Origin of the sequence: Roseobacter ponti, assembly GCF_012932215.1 — a bacterium.
In the GTDB taxonomy this organism is placed as follows: Bacteria; Pseudomonadota; Alphaproteobacteria; order Rhodobacterales; family Rhodobacteraceae; genus Roseobacter; species Roseobacter ponti.
Genome location: NZ_CP048788.1, coordinates 1,953,799 through 1,969,740, shown reverse-complemented (window position 1 = coordinate 1,969,740; position 15,942 = coordinate 1,953,799). Strand labels below are relative to the sequence as shown.

Below are 15,942 nucleotides of genomic sequence, written 5' to 3'. Positions count from 1 at the left end.
GGTGCGCAGCTTTCGGGCTGCGCTCCGGACGCGCCGCAGGGCGCGCATTTAGTTGTTCCGCATTTTCTGACCACATGGTTTTGACAAGACGATGCTTTGCCGGTACTCAGATAAATATAATAATCTGAGGAACGGGGCAGAGCATGACACGGGGCATTTCGCAGGCGCGCAGCGCCTTCTTATCGGCTCACAAACCGCTTAGCGCCGGCATGCGTGCCGGCCTGTTTTCACTGGCATTATCAGGCGCCTGGATGGCTGCACCCCCTGCGGTGCTGGCCCAGCAGATCACACTGAATTCAATTTCGGTGGAGGGCAATGCGCGCATCGGCAATGCCGCAATTATCTCACGGGCGGGAATCGCCCGCGGCCAGACCCTGACCGAAGGTCAGCTAAACGCCGCCTATCAGCGCCTCGTGGATTCGGGGCTTTTCGAGAGCGTCGTCTTTACACCGCGCGGGTCATCCCTGCAGATCAGCGTCGTCGAACTGCCCACGATCAACCGGATCAATTTTGAGGGCAACCGGCGCATTGATGACGATGTGCTCGCAGCGGCGATCAACTCAAACGAACGCCGGGTCTTCAACCCAAGTCAGGTCGAGCGCGATGCTGCGCTGATTGCGGATGCTTATGCCAACGAAGGACGTCTGGCAGCCCGTGTGTCACCACGGATCATCCGGCGCTCGGATAACCGCGTCGATCTCGTCTTTGAGATCTTCGAGGGCGACAATATTGAGATCGAACGTCTGAGCTTCACCGGCAACCGGGTCTATTCAGACCGCAGGCTGCGCCGCGTGCTGGAAACAAAACAGGCCGGTCTTTTCCGGACCTTTGTGCGGCGCGACACGCTTGTGGCCGACCGGGTCGAGTTCGACAAACAGGTGCTGCGTGATTTCTATCTGTCCCGAGGGTACGTCGACTTTCGCACACTCTCGGCCAATGCCGAACTGACCGAAGAGCGCGACGGCTATTTCCTCGTTTTCAATGTGCAGGAAGGCCAGCAGTTCCGCATTGGTGAGATCTCTGTCACCAGTGAAGTCAGCGACGCCGATCCCGACATCTATCGCTCTATTGCCGCGATCAAGAACGGCGAAGTCTATTCGCCGACGCTTCTTGAAATCGATATTGCCCGCATGGAGCGCCAGGCACTGCGGGACGGCGTTGATTTTCTGCGGGTTGAGCCGCGCGTGACCCGTGACGAGCGCAACCTCGAACTGGACGTCGAATATGTGCTGAGCCGCGGGCCGCGCGTTTTTGTCGAACGGATCGATGTCGAAGGCAACACCACCACACTCGATCAGGTGATCCGGCGTCAGTTTAACAGCGTTGAGGGCGACCCCTTCAATCCGCGCGAAATCCGCGAGGCGGCCGAACGGATCCGCGCACTGGAATACTTTGAAACTGCTGAGGTCAATGCGCGTGAGGGGTCAAGCCCCGATCAGGTCGTGGTCGATGTGGATGTCGTCGAACAGCCGACAGGCTCGCTTACCTTCGGTGCATCCTTCTCAAACAACGACGGTATCGGTTTTGCCATCCGTTTTGCTGAGCAGAACCTGCTGGGCCGGGGCCAGCGTCTCAGTCTGACCGTGTCAACGGCCGAGGAATCGCGCCGCTATGGCGTGAACTTTGTTGAGCCGGCATTCCTCGGGCGCGATCTGGCCTTTGGTCTGCGCTTTGACATTGCAAAGACGGACAGTTCTTTCACCACCTACGACACCGATCGTGTGGTCTTCACGCCCTCGCTGACCTTCCCGGTTGGTGAAAACTCATCGCTGCAGCTGCGCTACAGCTATGAAGACAGCGAAATGCTGGTGCGTGACCCGGCCAGCAACGGTGTGGTCATCGGCAACGAGATTGCCGCCGGTGCGCTGACAAGCAGTTCGCTGGGTTATGTCTTTACCTATGATACCCGTACCAGCGGTATCGATACGAATTCGGGCTACCTCTTTGAGTTCGGTCAGGATTTCGCCGGCCTCGGCGGTGACAATGAATTTGTGCGCACCCGGGCCCAGGTGATCGGCGAAACGCGGGTTCTCTCCGAAGAAGTTACCCTGCGCGCCTCGCTGGAAGGCGGCGCGCTGAGCTGGGGCAGCGGAACCAACCGCGCCGTTGACCGCTTTCTCAACAACACCAATATCATCCGCGGCTTTGAGCCGGGCGGCATAGGTCCGCGCGATCTGTCGGTCAGTGATGAGGACCCGCTGGGGGGTAACTTCTATATCGCCGCCCGTTTTGAAGCGGAGTTCCCGATTGGTCTGCCTGAGGAATACGGCATCCAGGGCGGTCTCTTCTACGACGTCGGCAACTTCTGGGATCTGTCGGATGTGAACACAGCCGGCGGAACGATCGTGGGTGAGGGCGGGTCCTTCCGCCATGTGATCGGTTTTGCCATTCTGTGGGATACTCCGGTGGGCCCTTTGCGGTTCAACTTCACCGAAGCGCTTCAGAAAGAAGAGTTTGACCGGGATCAGTCGTTCGAGCTGACCCTCAGCACAACGTTCTGATCCGGTGGCGGTCCGGGCATCCGGCGCTCTGCTGTTGGCCGCGCTGGCGCTCTTTCTGTCTGCCCCCCTGGCCGGTGCACAGCAGCAGCAGACCTCCCCGGGCGGGCTCACGATCCAGAGCCCGGTACTGACCATTGATGCGGAACGGCTCTTTGAGGAAAGCGCTTATGGCCGGCGGGTCATCGGCGAGGTTGATGCGCGAGGCGCAGATCTTGCCGCTGAAAACCGCCGCATTGAGGACGCGCTGGGGGTCGAAGAAAAGAACCTGACCGATCTGCGTTCGACAATCACCCCGGCCGAATTCCGCGAACTGGCTGATGCCTTTGACGAAAAGGTCCAGAACACGCGCCGCGAACAGGATGCCAAAGCGCGCGAGCTCAACAATACGCTCGAAGAGGCCCGCGTGGTCTTTCTAAATGCCGCGGCCCCGGTGCTGGAACAGATGATGCGTGAGGCCGGTGCAGCCGTCGTTATGGAGCGTCGCTCGGTCTTTATCAGCTCCAATGCGGTGGATATTACCCTGACAGCCATCACCCGTATCGACAGCGTACTGGCCGAAGAAGGCACAGTGCCCGACGAATAACGCCCCTGCCGGGCGACGCTTGCCCCCGGTGATCTGACTTGCTAGGCAGGGACAAGCCCTTGACGATAAAAGGACACCTTCAATGACAAGCACGCCCGTGCAGGCTGATATTCAGCTGATCCAGCGCATTCTTCCCCACCGCTATCCGTTCCTGCTTGTCGACAAGGTGATCGATATCGACGGCACGACCTCGGCCACCGGCATCAAGAATGTCACCATGAACGAGCCGCATTTTCAGGGGCATTTTCCCGGCATGCCCGTCATGCCCGGCGTTACGATCATCGAGGCGATGGCGCAGTCGGCCGCCGTAATGGTGGGTGTCTCCATGGATATGGCGGATAAGAACATGAAGGTTTATTTCATGGCCATCGACAAGGCAAAGTTCCGCCGCAAGGTCGGCCCTGGTGATGTACTTGAAATGAAAGTCGAGACGCTGCGCGGCAAACCCGGCGCAAAAGTCTGGCGGTTTGGCGGTGTTGCGTCCGTAGAAGGCGAGATGGCGGCTGAATGTGAATTCACCGCAATGATGGACCTGGGCTGAGGCGCATGAGCAGTATTCATCCCAGTGCGGTGATCGAAGAGGGCGCACGGATTGATCCCGGCGCGACGGTCGGCCCGTTCTGTGTGATCGGACCGGATGTGACCGTAGGACCCGGCGTTGTGCTCAAAAGTCATGTGGTCGTGACCGGCCAGACCGAGATTGGTGAGGATACGGAGATTTTTCCCTTCTCCGTGATCGGTGAAATCCCGCAGGATCTGAAGTTCAAAGGCGAATCCACCCGTCTGGTGATCGGCAAACGGAACCGCATCCGCGAGCATGTGACGATGAACACAGGCACCGAAGGCGGCGGCGGGCTGACGCGCATCGGCGATGACTGTCTTTTTATGGCCGGCTGTCACATCGCTCATGACGCGATGATCGGCAATAACTGCATTATCGTGAACTCTGTGGCGATTGCCGGACATTGCGTGCTTGAGGACGATGTGATCGTCGGCGGGCTGTCTGGCGTGCACCAGTTTGTGCGCATCGGTCGCGGGGCGATCATCGGGGCCGTGACGATGGTGACCAATGACGTGATCCCCTACGGTCTCGTACAGGCACCGCGTGGCGAGCTGCACGGTCTCAATCTGGTCGGGCTCAAACGGCGCGGCGTGTCGCGGGGCGATATCACCGCGCTGCGTGCCGGGTTTCAGATGCTGGCCCAGGGCGAGGGCACCTTTCACAACCGCGCAGCACGGCTGCGCGATGAGACAACAAGCGATTACGTGCGCGAGATCGTCGATTTCGTGCTGGCCGACAGTGATCGCCATTTCCTGACACCGCGCTGATGCTGGCGCTGATCGCAGGGCGCGGCGGTCTGCCGGCGCAGGTGGTCGCAAAGCTGGATACCGCGCCGCTCATCTGCGTGCTGGAGGGGTTCGAGCCCGACGGGTTGCGCGTCGATATCAGTTTCCGTCTGGAGCGTCTGGGCTCCTTTCTGAAAACGCTGCGCGCGCGTGGCGTGACCGAAGTCTGCTTTTGCGGTGCGATAGACCGACCGTCGATCAGCCCGATGAAATTTGATGCAGCGACGCTGCCCCTGGTGCCTGCGATGGTGCGCGCGCTTGGCGGTGGCGATGACGCCGCCCTGCGCGCCGTGGTCGGTGCCTTCGAGGAACGCGGGTTTAAGGTGCGCGCCGCCCATGAGCTGGCGCCCGGGCTGCTGGCACCGGCGGGCGTACTGAGCCGTCAGGAGCCTGATGATAAAATGCGCGCGGATGCCGACCGGGGGCTTGCCGTGCTGGCAGCTCTCGCACCGCTGGATGTGGGGCAGGGCTGTGTTGTGGGCGCAGGCCAGGTCTGGGGAATTGAGGCGCGCGGCGGGACGGATCATATGCTGGCCACGCTGCCTGCGCGCACCGTGCAGTCCCGTGCGCTGCTGATCAAAGTGCCGAAGTCGGGTCAGGACATGCGGGTCGATGTGCCCACCGTTGGCCCTGATACAGTAGATGCCCTGGTGAAGGCCGGACTGGCCGGGCTGGTGATCGCTGCGGGCAAAGTGATCCTGCTGGAGACTGCAGAAACACGCGCCCGCGCCGATAAGGCCGGGCTCGTCATCTGGTCCCGGGACATCAGCTGATGCGCGTTTTCATCATCGCAGGCGAGCCCTCGGGAGACCGGCTGGGGGCCGCGCTGATGGCCGGATTGCAGGAACTGGAACCCGGTGTCACTTTTGACGGTATCGGAGGCGACGGGATGCAGGCACAGGGCTTAACCAGCCGCTTTCCCATGGAAGAGCTCAGCGTCATGGGTATTGCCGAGATCCTGCCGAAATACCGCGCGCTGATGGCCCGGATCCGCGAGACCGCGCAGGCAGTGATCGATACGCGGCCCGATGTTCTGATCACCATCGACAGCCCCGATTTTTCGCTGCGGGTGGCCCGCAGGGTCAAAGCAGCCTTTGATGTGCGCACGGTGCACTACGTGGCCCCGACGGTCTGGGCATGGCGGCCCGGACGGGCTCGGAAGATGTCGGCCTTTATTGATCATGTTCTCGCTGTGCTTCCCTTTGAGCCGCCGCTGATGACCGCGCATGGCATGGACTGTGATTTCGTGGGCCACCCGGTGGTGGCCGAGCGCCAGGCCTGTGAGCAGGAGGCCCTGGATTTCCGCATGCACCACGGGATCGGTGAGGCGCCCCTGGCGCTGGTGCTGCCGGGCTCCCGCCGCGGTGAGGTCGGCCGGCTCGCACCGGTCTTCGGCGCGGCCCTGGGGTCTTTGCACAGGGACGTGCCCGACCTGCGGATCGTTGTGCCGGCGGCGGCCCCGGTGGCTGATATGGTGCGGGACATGGCGGGTGACTGGCCGGTGCCGGCCCTGGTGCTCGACCCGCGGGAACAGACCGCAGACAAGGCCATCGCGGAAAAGCGCGCGGCCTTCCGCGCCGCAGATGTGGCGCTGGCCGCATCCGGGACCGTGTCGCTGGAGCTGGCCGCAGCGCGCACACCAATGGTTATTGCCTATAACATGCAATGGCTGTCCTTCCGGATCATCAATGCCATGGCGCTGATAGATACGGTCACGCTGGTCAATCTGGTGACCGACACGCGGGTGGTGCCGGAGTATCTGGGACCGGCCTGTACGCCGGAAAACATCGCTGGCGGCCTGCGCCGCGTGCTGGCAGCCCCGGGAGATCAGGTGGCGGCCATGGAACTGACCATGCAGCGCCTGGGCGAGGGTGGCGAAGCGCCGGGTCTCCGGGCGGCAAGGGCGGTGATTGACGGGCTCGCGCGCGACTGATCCGGCGGGCAGGCTGGCCCCTGACACCATGCTTTGCGCCCTTGCGGGCGGGAAGGCGCGAACGGCAGGTAGCGTGTGGAAAGTTCAGCCTTTGTGGATCCAGCCACCGCCGAAGATACGGCTGCTGTCCCGGTCGTAAAAAACGCAGGCCTGTCCCGGCGAAATGCCTTCCTCCGGTGTGATCAGCTCGACCGTGGCTTCGGTGTCACTGAGCGGCCGGATGATGGCTTCCGTGGGCGGACGGGTCGAGCGCACCCGCACGCTGACCTGCCATTCGGGCTGTGAGGTCAGCGGCGCATCTCCGAGCCAGTTGATCTCGCGGACCGGGACCGTGCGGGTGGAGAGCATTTCTTTGGGACCGACCACGACCCTTTTGGCATCCGCGTCGAGTTTCACAACATAAAGCGGCTCAGAGAGCCCGCCGATGCCCAGACCGCGGCGCTGCCCGATGGTATAATGGATTACGCCGTCGTGACGGCCCAGCACCCGGCCGTCAGCATGCACGATCTCTCCGGGGTCTGCGGCTTCGGGGCGCAGCTTGCGGATCACCGATGCATAATCACCATCGGGCACGAAACAGATGTCCTGGCTGTCAGGCTTATCCGCCACGCTGAGCCCGTATTTTGCGGCCAGCGCCCGGGTGTCGTTTTTCGACGGCAGGTGACCCAGCGGGAAACGCAGGTATTCCAGCTGCTCGCGGGTGGTCGAGAACAGAAAGTAGCTCTGATCGCGGTTGCTGTCGGCAGCGCAGTGAAGCTCGGCACCCTGATCACCGGCCATGCGCTGAATGTAATGGCCGGTCGCCATGCAATCGGCCTCCAGATCTTTGGCCGTTTCCAGCAGATCGCGGAATTTTACACGTTCGTTGCACCGGATGCAGGGCACCGGTGTCGCGCCGCCAAGATAGCTCGCTGCAAACTCGTCAATTACCGCGTCTTTGAAGATGTTTTCATAGTCGAGTACATAGTGCGGAAAGCCCATGGTTTCGGCGACACGGCGCGCGTCATGGATATCGAGACCCGCACAGCAGGCCCCCTTTTTCGCGAGCGCCGCACCGTGATCGTAAAGCTGCAGTGTCACACCGACCACGTCATAGCCTTCTTCGGCCAGCATGGCTGCGACAACTGAGCTGTCCACACCGCCCGACATTGCAACAACCACGCGCGTATCCGCCGGTGCTTTGGCAAAGCCCAGCGAGTTCAAAGGAGGGGTCTGATCCAGCGCCATTAAAAGTCTCCGGCCTTTCCGGGGAAATATAGGAAAAGTCTAATTACTCTCAAGAGGGCGCTTCATGGGTCTTTAAGGCCCGCAGGTCAAGGTGCTGTACGGAAGAACCAGTAAAGAGTGATCTGTTATGTACCTCAGGAAAGTGGACGGGCCGCGCTCTGTCACCCTTGCAGACGGGACAGTGATGACCCAGGCGGATCTTCCGCCCGCGAATACAAGGCGCTGGGTCGCATCGCGCAAAGCCGCCGTGGTCCGGGGCGTCGCGTACGGGCTGATCCCGCAGGGCGAGGCCCTGAAACGGTATTCACTCAGCGAGGATGAATTTCAGGCCTGGGTGAAAGCGGTCTCCGAGTACGGAGAGGAAGCACTCAAAACAACAACCCTACAAAAGTATAGACAACCTTAAGTTGTTCGCTTATCTTTTTCTGTGACGGTAACGTGTAGTTAACCTTTTTTCGTCAGGGTTAACGCAAGACAAAAAACCGATCCTTTGTGGAGAATGTGATGCGTGTACTGCTAGTGGAAGATGACCCCACCACCTCAAAAAGTATCGAACTGATGCTGACCCATGCCAATCTGAATGTCTATGCAACAGATCTTGGCGAAGAGGGGATCGATCTTGCCAAGCTGTACGATTACGATCTTATACTGCTCGACCTCGACCTGCCTGACATGAACGGCCATGAGGTGCTGCGCCAGCTGCGCCTGTCGCGGATTGAGACACCGATCCTCATTCTCTCGGGTGCCGACGACACCGAGAACAAGATCAAGGGTTTCGGTTTCGGCGCGGATGACTACCTGACCAAGCCTTTCCATCGCGAAGAACTGGTGGCGCGTATTCACGCCATCATCCGACGCTCCAAGGGTCACTCGCAATCGGTTATTGATACCGGTCTGATCTCGGTGAACCTCGATGCCAAGACAGTCAGCGTCGAGAACAAAGCTGTTCACCTCACGGGCAAGGAGTATCAGATGCTGGAACTGCTCTCGCTGAGAAAAGGCACGACCCTGACGAAAGAAATGTTTCTCAATCATCTCTATGGCGGGATGGATGAGCCGGAGCTCAAGATCATCGACGTCTTTATCTGCAAACTGCGCAAGAAACTCTCGCAGGCCACGGGTGGCGACAATTATATCGAAACAGTCTGGGGCCGCGGCTATGTCCTGCGCGATCCCGACCCCTCTCTGGCCGACGATCCGCAGCCTCTGGCCGTCGGAGCCTGATATATGCAGCACCGGTCCGGAGCAGAGACGATCCTGCTCCGGACCAGACAGCCGAGCCTGCGGGCATTAACGGAAACGACTGGACCTGCACCCCACAGAGGCATATCTGTCATCAGACGAAAGATGTGTGAAGGCAGGCTGTGGTGCCGCAAAAAGACCCCGATAATCTGACGGAAGACGAGGCGCGCGACGAACTTGCGCATCTGGCCGGCGTACTGGCCGCCGCAAACCGTGATTATCATACACTGGATGCTCCTGAGCTTACGGACGCCGAATATGACCGCCTCAAGCGCCGCAACAGCGCGATCGAGGCGCGGTTCCCCGCGCTGAAGCGTTCAGACAGCCCGTCAGATCAGATTGGCGCCGCCCCCGCTGAAGCGTTTTCCAAAGTGACCCATGCCGTGGCGATGCTCTCTCTTGGAAATGCGTTTTCCGACGATGACGTCCGCGACTTCGATCAGCGCATCCGGAAATACCTCGGCCTCGGGGAGACAGCTGACCTGCGCTACACGGCTGAACCGAAGATCGACGGCCTGTCGTTGTCGCTGCGCTATGAAGACGGCAGACTGGTTCAGGCCGCGACCCGGGGCGACGGCGCTGTAGGCGAGAACGTAACCGCGAACGCCCTCACCATAGATGACATCCCCGAAGTGATCAGCGGCGCACCTTCGGTTCTTGAGGTCCGCGGCGAGGTCTATATGGCCCACGCCGATTTCGAGGATCTGAACGTGCGCCAGTCGAAAAGTGACGCCAAAACCTTTGCCAATCCGCGCAACGCTGCTGCTGGTTCACTGCGCCAGCTTGATGCAGCAATCACCCGGTCGCGACCGCTTCGGTTTTTCGCTTATGCCTGGGGCGCGCTGTCTGAACCGCTCTCGGACAGGCAGTCAGGCGCGGTGGCGCGTCTCGCTGATCTGGGGTTCAGCACCAGCCCGCTGTTGAAAACATGCGCATCGCCGGACGAAATGATCGCACATTATCAAAATATTGAAACTCAGCGCGCCGATCTGGGCTATGATATTGATGGCGTTGTGTACAAGGTCGATGACCTGTCTCTTCAGGACCGGCTTGGCTTCCGCTCCACCACCCCCCGCTGGGCGATTGCGCATAAATTCCCTGCCGAGCTTGCCTGGACCCGCCTCAGATCAATTGACATTCAGGTTGGTCGCACCGGTGCCTTATCCCCCGTCGCCCGCCTTGAGCCGGTGACCGTTGGCGGTGTGGTGGTGTCCAACGCCACGCTGCATAACGAAGATTATATCGCCGGGCGTGACAGCAGGGGCCGGCAGATCCGCGGGGGCAAGGACATCCGCGTGGGCGACCTGGTGCAGGTTTATCGCGCCGGCGATGTGATCCCGAAGGTTGCCGATGTTGATCTGAGCCAGCGTCAGGAGGGCTCAGAGCGGTATGAATTCCCGCGAACCTGCCCGGAGTGTGGCAGTGCGGCCATCCGCGAAGAGGGTGACGCTGTCCGCCGCTGCATGGGCGGGCTTATCTGTCCGGCACAGGCCGTGGAAAAGCTCAAACACTTCGTCTCGCGCGCAGCGTTTGATATCGAAGGGCTGGGTGCCAGGCAGGTCGAGCAGTTCTGCACGGATGGCTGGATTGCCGAACCCGCTGACATATTCACCCTGCGTGACCGCTATGGCAGCGGGGTAAAGCAGCTGAAAAACCGCGAAGGCTGGGGTGAGAAATCAGCGCTCAGTCTTTTCGACGCGATTGACGAGAAACGTCAGATCCCGCTCGCGCGTTTTATCTTTTCGCTGGGTATCCGGCACGTGGGCGAGGCGGCATCCGGCCTGCTGGCCCTGCATTACGGTACCTGGCCCGCGCTGCGCGACGCAATGCTGGCCGCGCGGGACAAAGAAGGTCCCGCCTGGGACGACCTGGTTTCCGTGGATGGTGTGGGCACCGTGATGGCCGGCTCCGTGGTAGACACCCTCGCTCAGGACGCGGAACGCGCGTCGATTGACAGGCTGACCGCGCATCTTGAGATCCAAAAAGCCACGGCTCCCCAGACCGGTAACAGCCCAGTCGCCGGCAAAACTGTGGTATTCACCGGAACGCTTGAGAAGATGACCCGGGCGGAGGCCAAGGCGCGCGCGGAACGGCTGGGCGCGAGGGTTTCGGGGTCTGTATCATCGAAAACCGATATTCTCGTGGCGGGTCCCGGGGCAGGCTCCAAGGCTGCGAAGGCCGCAGACCTAGGCATCGAAATCCTCGATGAAGACGCCTGGCTCGCTCTGATCGAGGGGCAATGAGCGGGCGTCCGGAGCCCCTGTTTCCGCTTTTTGCCGGAATGGAAACCCTTTCGGGTGTCGGCCCGAAAACAGCACAGCACTTCGATGCCATGGGGATTGCCGCTCCGCGCGATCTGCTGCTCACACTGCCACAGGGCGGGATCGACCGGCGGCGGCGCGAAACGGTGCTGGGGGCGGATTTTCCGCAAACCCTGACTGTCAGCATCACCGTCGGCACGCACCGGCCCGCACGCACAAAAGGCGGAGCCTACAGGATCGACGTGACCGATGCGCAGACGGCTTTTCAGCTCGTTTTCTTCCACGCGCGGGGCGATTACTGGCTGAAGTCGCTGCCGGAGGGCTGCGAACGCGTGGTGTCCGGAAAGGTCGAGGTCTTTGACGGGATCCCGCAGATGGTCCATCCCGACCATATCGTACCCCCGGAACAGGCAGATGAAATACCGCTCTTTGAGCCCGTTTACCCGCTGACTGCCGGGATCACCCAGAAACTGATGTACCGAGCCACCCGGGGGGCTTTGGACCTGGTGCCCAAAACAGACGAATGGATTGATCCGACACAGCGCGAAAAGGCGGGATGGCCCGGTTTCAGAGAGGCGCTGCAGGCCGCTCATGCACCGCAGCAGCAGAGCGATATTACCCACACAGCACCGGCGCGCGAGCGTCTCGCTTATGACGAGTTGATGGCACATCAGATCACTCTGGCGCTGGCCCGGTTGCGCGACCGGCGCAGGGCCGGACGCGCCTCTGCCGGCGACGGAAGACTGCAGGCGCTGGTGCTCGCAGCGCTGCCCTATGACGCAACAGGCGCGCAGACGCGTGCCATTGCCGGTATCAATGCCGATATGGCTGCCGGCAGCCGTATGAACCGGCTGTTACAGGGCGACGTCGGCTCCGGCAAAACCCTGGTGGCGTTTATGGCACTGCTGCGGGCGGTTGAAGCCGGCGGGCAGGGGGTGCTGATGGCGCCCACCGAAATCCTTGCGCGTCAGCACCTGGAAAGCCTGCAACCTCTGGCCGAGGACGCGGGCGTCGTTCTCGAGATCCTGACCGGACGCGACAAAGGGCGCGAGCGTCAGGCAAAACTGGCCGCCCTGAGCCGCGGCGATATTCATATTCTTGTCGGCACGCATGCTGTCTTTCAGGCGGACGTCGCCTTTGCAGATCTGCGGCTTGCAGTCGTGGATGAGCAGCACCGGTTCGGCGTCCGCCAGCGTCTTGAGCTGGGAAAAAAAGGCACGGCTGCTGATGTGCTGGTGATGACGGCGACCCCGATCCCGCGCTCACTGGCGCTTGCGCAATACGGCGATATGGATGTCTCGGTGCTGGATGAAAAACCGCCCGGGCGCAAACCTGTAAAAACCGCGCTGATCAGCACGGAACGTACAGATGAGGTCATTGAAAGGCTGCGCACCGCCGTCAAAGACGGGCGTCAGTGCTACTGGGTCTGCCCGCTGGTCGATGAGAGCGAAACCACCGATCTTGCCGACGCGGAAGCGCGTTTCCGGATGCTGCGCGCTACCCTCGGCGAAGGTGTTGTGGGGCTGGTACACGGACAGATGCCGTCCGCAGAAAAAGACGCCGGCATGGCGGCGTTCCAGTCCGGGCAAACGCGTGTGCTGGTGGCCACGACCGTGATCGAGGTCGGCGTGAACGTACCTGCTGCGACCATCATGGTCATCGAACGCGCTGAAATCTTTGGTCTGGCCCAGCTGCACCAGCTGCGCGGCCGGGTCGGGCGGGGCGCGGAAAGCTCTACCTGCCTGCTGATGTACAAACCACCGCTGTCCGAGAACGGACGAAAGAGGCTGGAAGTGCTTCGTGAAACCGAAGACGGCTTTGTGATCGCCGAAACCGATCTCCGGATGCGCGGCGCGGGCGATGTAATCGGTACCGCGCAGTCAGGTGTGCCGCGTTTCCGGATTGCCGATCTGGAACGGCAGGCAGGCCTGATGGCTGTTGCACAGTCGGACGCGCGGCGTCTTCTGGAGAGCGATCCCGGACTTCAGAGCCCGCGCGGGCAGGCCGCCCGCATGCTGCTGTGGCTCATGCGGCAGGAAGAGGCCATCGGGTTAATCCACGTCGGTTAGCGGGTCGGGTCGCAGAATGTTCACTAATGTTCTTAAAAAGTTCTTTACATACCCGTAAGGATATGAGAACAAATAAGCAACAAAACGGAGACACCTGATGCAAACGCTTTCGATGATCAAAACTGTCGCGACCCGGTCACAGGCCACACTGGTTCAGGATATTGCCGGCGCTGCAGCACTTGTCGTGATCCTCATGGTCGCGCTGCATCTGCCTTCGTTTATCTGATTTCTGCCTGCGATCTCGTGCCGGTCATACCTGTTGCACTGTCCCAACCCTGTGCTCAGAACGAACACTGCCTGTTCCCCGTTCTGACCGTATGACCGGGTCCCACATGAGAGACGCTATTACCTGCGCCGCCATCCTGTCCCGGATGTGCGGCGCTTTTTTTGTGCCGTTCAGAAGGTATAGGCGAGGCGCGCACCTCCCCAGTGCCGCCCGCCGACCATGACAGGAGCGGAAAGGTCTTTCATCATCGTGAATTCACCGCCTCCCATGTCCCGGCGATAGACCTGCAGCAGGAAGGTTTCGGTATTGCGCCCCGCCTTGAGCCCCACGCGATCGTTAAAAATCCGGCGGTTCCGGCAGTGTGCGGTGTTCCACACCGGATCGGGTCCCGGCGGCTGCGAAAACTTCCTGTTATGCGTTGGCAGATAGCCGTTTACATCAACCGACGCACAGAAAACGACACGCGGGTCAAAGGCCAGCACCGGTTCCTGAAGGGCTGGCAGTACCCGGTCGAAAAAGGCCGTAGCGGCAGTGGTGAACTGTTCCGGCTCGGTGCCCGCGGTCTGGCGGTACCTGCGGTCGAAAAGCTGCTCTTTGGTGATGCGACCCTCCGAAATGCCCCTCTCAAAGGCCGCACCAATGCCTGCGGCGACTTCACGGACTTTGCTGATAAAGGGGGTGTCCACTGACCGGTCGGTCAGGAATGTGGTAAACTGAACGATCTTTTCAGAGGTATCAATGAGCCTCAGCACCCGCCTGTTCGTCTGCTCTATCCCGCCGCAGGTGCTCTCAACGGCGTTTCTGATCTCGCTCACGGCGGGGGTAAAATCGGTCATCGCCGCCTCCACACGATCGGCCTGTTCGGATATTCGCTGCGCCTGAAGGCTCGCGGCATCAACGGATGTTTCGATCCGGCTCAGCGCCGTGTCAGTGTCACCGGCATGCTCCAGCACGCTCGCAGCCTCGCCCGCGATATCGGCGGCCTCACGGCCAAGTTCCCCGATCCAGCCCGTCAGCGTCTCGATATTTTCTGAGATTTCCCGTGCGGCCTCGCGCGTCATGCCCGACAGGCTGTTAATCGCATCCGCCACCACCGCGAACCCTTTGCCCGCATCTCCCGCGCGCGCCGCTTCGATCTTGGCGTTGATGGCGAGCGTGTTCACCTGGGTGGCAATGGTCGCAATCTGCTGGTTATTGGCCCTGGCGGCAGCAAGCGTATCGGTGACGCGGTTTGTACGCTGCGCAAGTTCGGTGACCCATTCCGCCACGGCCTGGGTTTTTTCCCCGGAACTGCGCACCAGTGCTGCCGATGACTGAACGTCCCGCGCGGTCTCTGACGTGCTGCCGGCCATGGTCCGCACGGCCTCGCGCACATCGTTGTTTGCCTTTGTCATGTCGCCCGCCCGCGACGTCAGCACCTTCAGGCACTTGCGCTGCGCCAGCGCGTGCTCTTCCACCAGATCAAGAAAGCCCGCTATATCGACGATCTCATACCCCAGAGCCGCCGCAGCCTGGGCCAGTGCGCGGTTTTTCTCCGGTGTCGCAACAGTCTGATGAACAGTCATAGGTCCCCGCAAGCAAACTTACGGAGGTTTTCGCATGATTTTACTTAAAAACTGCTAATGGGAAAGGGTCAGGCACAGTCCGACTGCAGCGCCTGCGACATGGCCTCGCAGGTCGCCTCGATACTCAGCAGGATCGAGGCATGGCGGTTTTTATAGTCCCGCGCAGGCTCCAGCACTTCAAAGCCGTCAAAGGGGGCCGCGGGCACCGGACCGTTCTCTTTCAGCATCGCACGCAGTGCATCCCGCGCCGTTTCGACTTCCGCAAGGCTCCGCCCGATCACGGCGCCACCGGTCACGGCAGCCGCGGCCTGACCGAGGGCGCAGGCCTTCACGTCCTGGCCAAACTCAGAAATCCGGTTGTCCTCAACGCTCAGGTCAACAGTAACAGCCGATCCGCAGAGCGGCGAGCGCTTGCGCACGGTCGCCATTGGCGCCGCCAGCCGGCCGTGGTGCGGAATATCCGACGCCAGCGCCAGGATGCGGCCCGAATAGAGCTTAATAAGATCGGTCTCGTCAGACATATGCGCCTTTGCGGTTTCACTTTCTCATCTCTGTTAATACATAAGACAGCGCGCGCAGATGCAAAGGGTTTTTCCATGACAGATCAAAGCAAAGATCCCGGAGCGGTCCCGTTCGATCCGCAGTCCCTGACCTACAATGATGCAGGCCTGGTGCCCGCAATTGCTCAGGACGCAGGCTCGGGTGAGGTTCTGATGCTGGCCTGGATGAATGCAGAAAGCATCGCACGCACGCTGGAGACAGGCCGGGTGACCTACTGGAGCCGGTCGCGACAGGCCTTCTGGATCAAGGGAGAGACCAGCGGTCATGCCCAGGAACTGGTGGAACTCAGGGTGGACTGTGACCGCGACTGCCTGCTGGTTCTTGTGCGCCAGACCGGGCCGGCCTGCCACACCGGGCGACCGAACTGCTTTTACACCAGCGTGCGGGAGGGCCAGGAAGTCATCCTCTCAGATCCCGCCTGACCCGG

General features: G+C 61.1%; 15 protein-coding genes. 12 read left to right on the top strand and 3 right to left on the bottom strand.

Annotation, left to right across the window (positions count from 1 at the left end):
- The first annotated feature begins 251 nt into the window (after nt 1–251).
- The 6 genes from bamA (at nt 252) to lpxB (ending at nt 6,364) form a co-directional block, all read left to right on the top strand.
- Complete coding sequence (bamA, locus tag G3256_RS09425; protein ID WP_246227505.1) at nt 252–2,501, top strand: outer membrane protein assembly factor BamA; 2,250 nt, start codon at nt 252–254, stop codon at nt 2,499–2,501.
- A gap of 34 nt (nt 2,502–2,535) precedes the next feature.
- Nucleotides 2,536–3,084, top strand: a complete 549-nt coding sequence (locus tag G3256_RS09420; RefSeq protein WP_343044336.1) for an OmpH/Skp family outer membrane protein — start codon at nt 2,536–2,538, stop codon at nt 3,082–3,084.
- An 82-nt stretch (nt 3,085–3,166) separates the two neighbouring features.
- Entirely contained in the window at nt 3,167–3,625 is a 459-nt protein-coding gene (fabZ, locus tag G3256_RS09415) for a 3-hydroxyacyl-ACP dehydratase FabZ (protein WP_169640576.1), read from the top strand.
- A gap of 5 nt (nt 3,626–3,630) precedes the next feature.
- Nucleotides 3,631–4,413 (top strand): acyl-ACP--UDP-N-acetylglucosamine O-acyltransferase, encoded by a 783-nt coding sequence (lpxA, locus tag G3256_RS09410; protein WP_169640575.1) that lies wholly within the window; start codon nt 3,631–3,633, stop codon nt 4,411–4,413.
- The gene (locus G3256_RS09405; protein WP_169640574.1) at nt 4,413–5,204 is read left to right on the top strand and encodes an LpxI family protein; all 792 of its coding nucleotides are present in this window, start codon (nt 4,413–4,415) and stop codon (nt 5,202–5,204) included. Before lpxA ends, G3256_RS09405 begins: the two co-directional genes overlap by 1 nt.
- On the top strand, nt 5,204–6,364 hold the full coding sequence (gene lpxB, locus G3256_RS09400) for a lipid-A-disaccharide synthase (protein ID WP_169640573.1): 1,161 nt from the start codon (nt 5,204–5,206) through the stop codon (nt 6,362–6,364). Before G3256_RS09405 ends, lpxB begins: the two co-directional genes overlap by 1 nt.
- Nucleotides 6,365–6,448: 84 nt before the next feature.
- On the opposite strand, the gene mnmA is transcribed toward lpxB, so the two are convergent.
- Entirely contained in the window at nt 6,449–7,591 is a 1,143-nt protein-coding gene (gene mnmA, locus G3256_RS09395) for a tRNA 2-thiouridine(34) synthase MnmA (protein ID WP_169640572.1), read from the bottom strand.
- A 127-nt stretch (nt 7,592–7,718) separates the two neighbouring features.
- Here mnmA and sciP point away from each other — a divergent pair, with 127 nt between their 5' ends.
- The 5 genes from sciP (at nt 7,719) to G3256_RS19310 (ending at nt 13,389) form a co-directional block, all read left to right on the top strand.
- The gene (gene sciP / locus G3256_RS09390) at nt 7,719–7,997 is read left to right on the top strand and encodes a CtrA inhibitor SciP (protein WP_169640571.1); all 279 of its coding nucleotides are present in this window, start codon (nt 7,719–7,721) and stop codon (nt 7,995–7,997) included.
- A gap of 98 nt (nt 7,998–8,095) precedes the next feature.
- Nucleotides 8,096–8,815, top strand: coding sequence for a response regulator transcription factor CtrA (gene ctrA, locus G3256_RS09385; RefSeq protein ID WP_169640570.1), 720 nt, complete (start codon nt 8,096–8,098; stop codon nt 8,813–8,815).
- Between the two features lie 143 nt (nt 8,816–8,958).
- Nucleotides 8,959–11,076, top strand: coding sequence for an NAD-dependent DNA ligase LigA (ligA, locus tag G3256_RS09380; protein WP_246227501.1), 2,118 nt, complete (start codon nt 8,959–8,961; stop codon nt 11,074–11,076).
- The gene (gene recG, locus G3256_RS09375; protein WP_169640568.1) at nt 11,073–13,163 is read left to right on the top strand and encodes an ATP-dependent DNA helicase RecG; all 2,091 of its coding nucleotides are present in this window, start codon (nt 11,073–11,075) and stop codon (nt 13,161–13,163) included. The genes ligA and recG overlap by 4 nt, the downstream gene beginning before the upstream one ends.
- A 97-nt stretch (nt 13,164–13,260) precedes the next feature.
- Nucleotides 13,261–13,389 (top strand): hypothetical protein, encoded by a 129-nt coding sequence (locus G3256_RS19310; RefSeq protein WP_281359577.1) that lies wholly within the window; start codon nt 13,261–13,263, stop codon nt 13,387–13,389.
- Nucleotides 13,390–13,559: 170 nt separating this feature from the next.
- Here the strand turns inward: G3256_RS19310 and G3256_RS09370 are convergent, their stop codons facing one another.
- The gene (locus tag G3256_RS09370; RefSeq protein WP_169640567.1) at nt 13,560–14,954 is read right to left on the bottom strand and encodes a methyl-accepting chemotaxis protein; all 1,395 of its coding nucleotides are present in this window, start codon (nt 14,952–14,954) and stop codon (nt 13,560–13,562) included.
- Between the two features lie 68 nt (nt 14,955–15,022).
- Entirely contained in the window at nt 15,023–15,475 is a 453-nt protein-coding gene (locus G3256_RS09365; RefSeq protein WP_169640566.1) for an iron-sulfur cluster assembly scaffold protein, read from the bottom strand.
- Between the two features lie 75 nt (nt 15,476–15,550).
- On the opposite strand from G3256_RS09365, the gene hisI reads away from it, so the two are divergent.
- Nucleotides 15,551–15,937, top strand: a complete 387-nt coding sequence (hisI, locus tag G3256_RS09360) for a phosphoribosyl-AMP cyclohydrolase (protein WP_169640565.1) — start codon at nt 15,551–15,553, stop codon at nt 15,935–15,937.
- Nucleotides 15,938–15,942 lie beyond the last annotated feature (5 nt).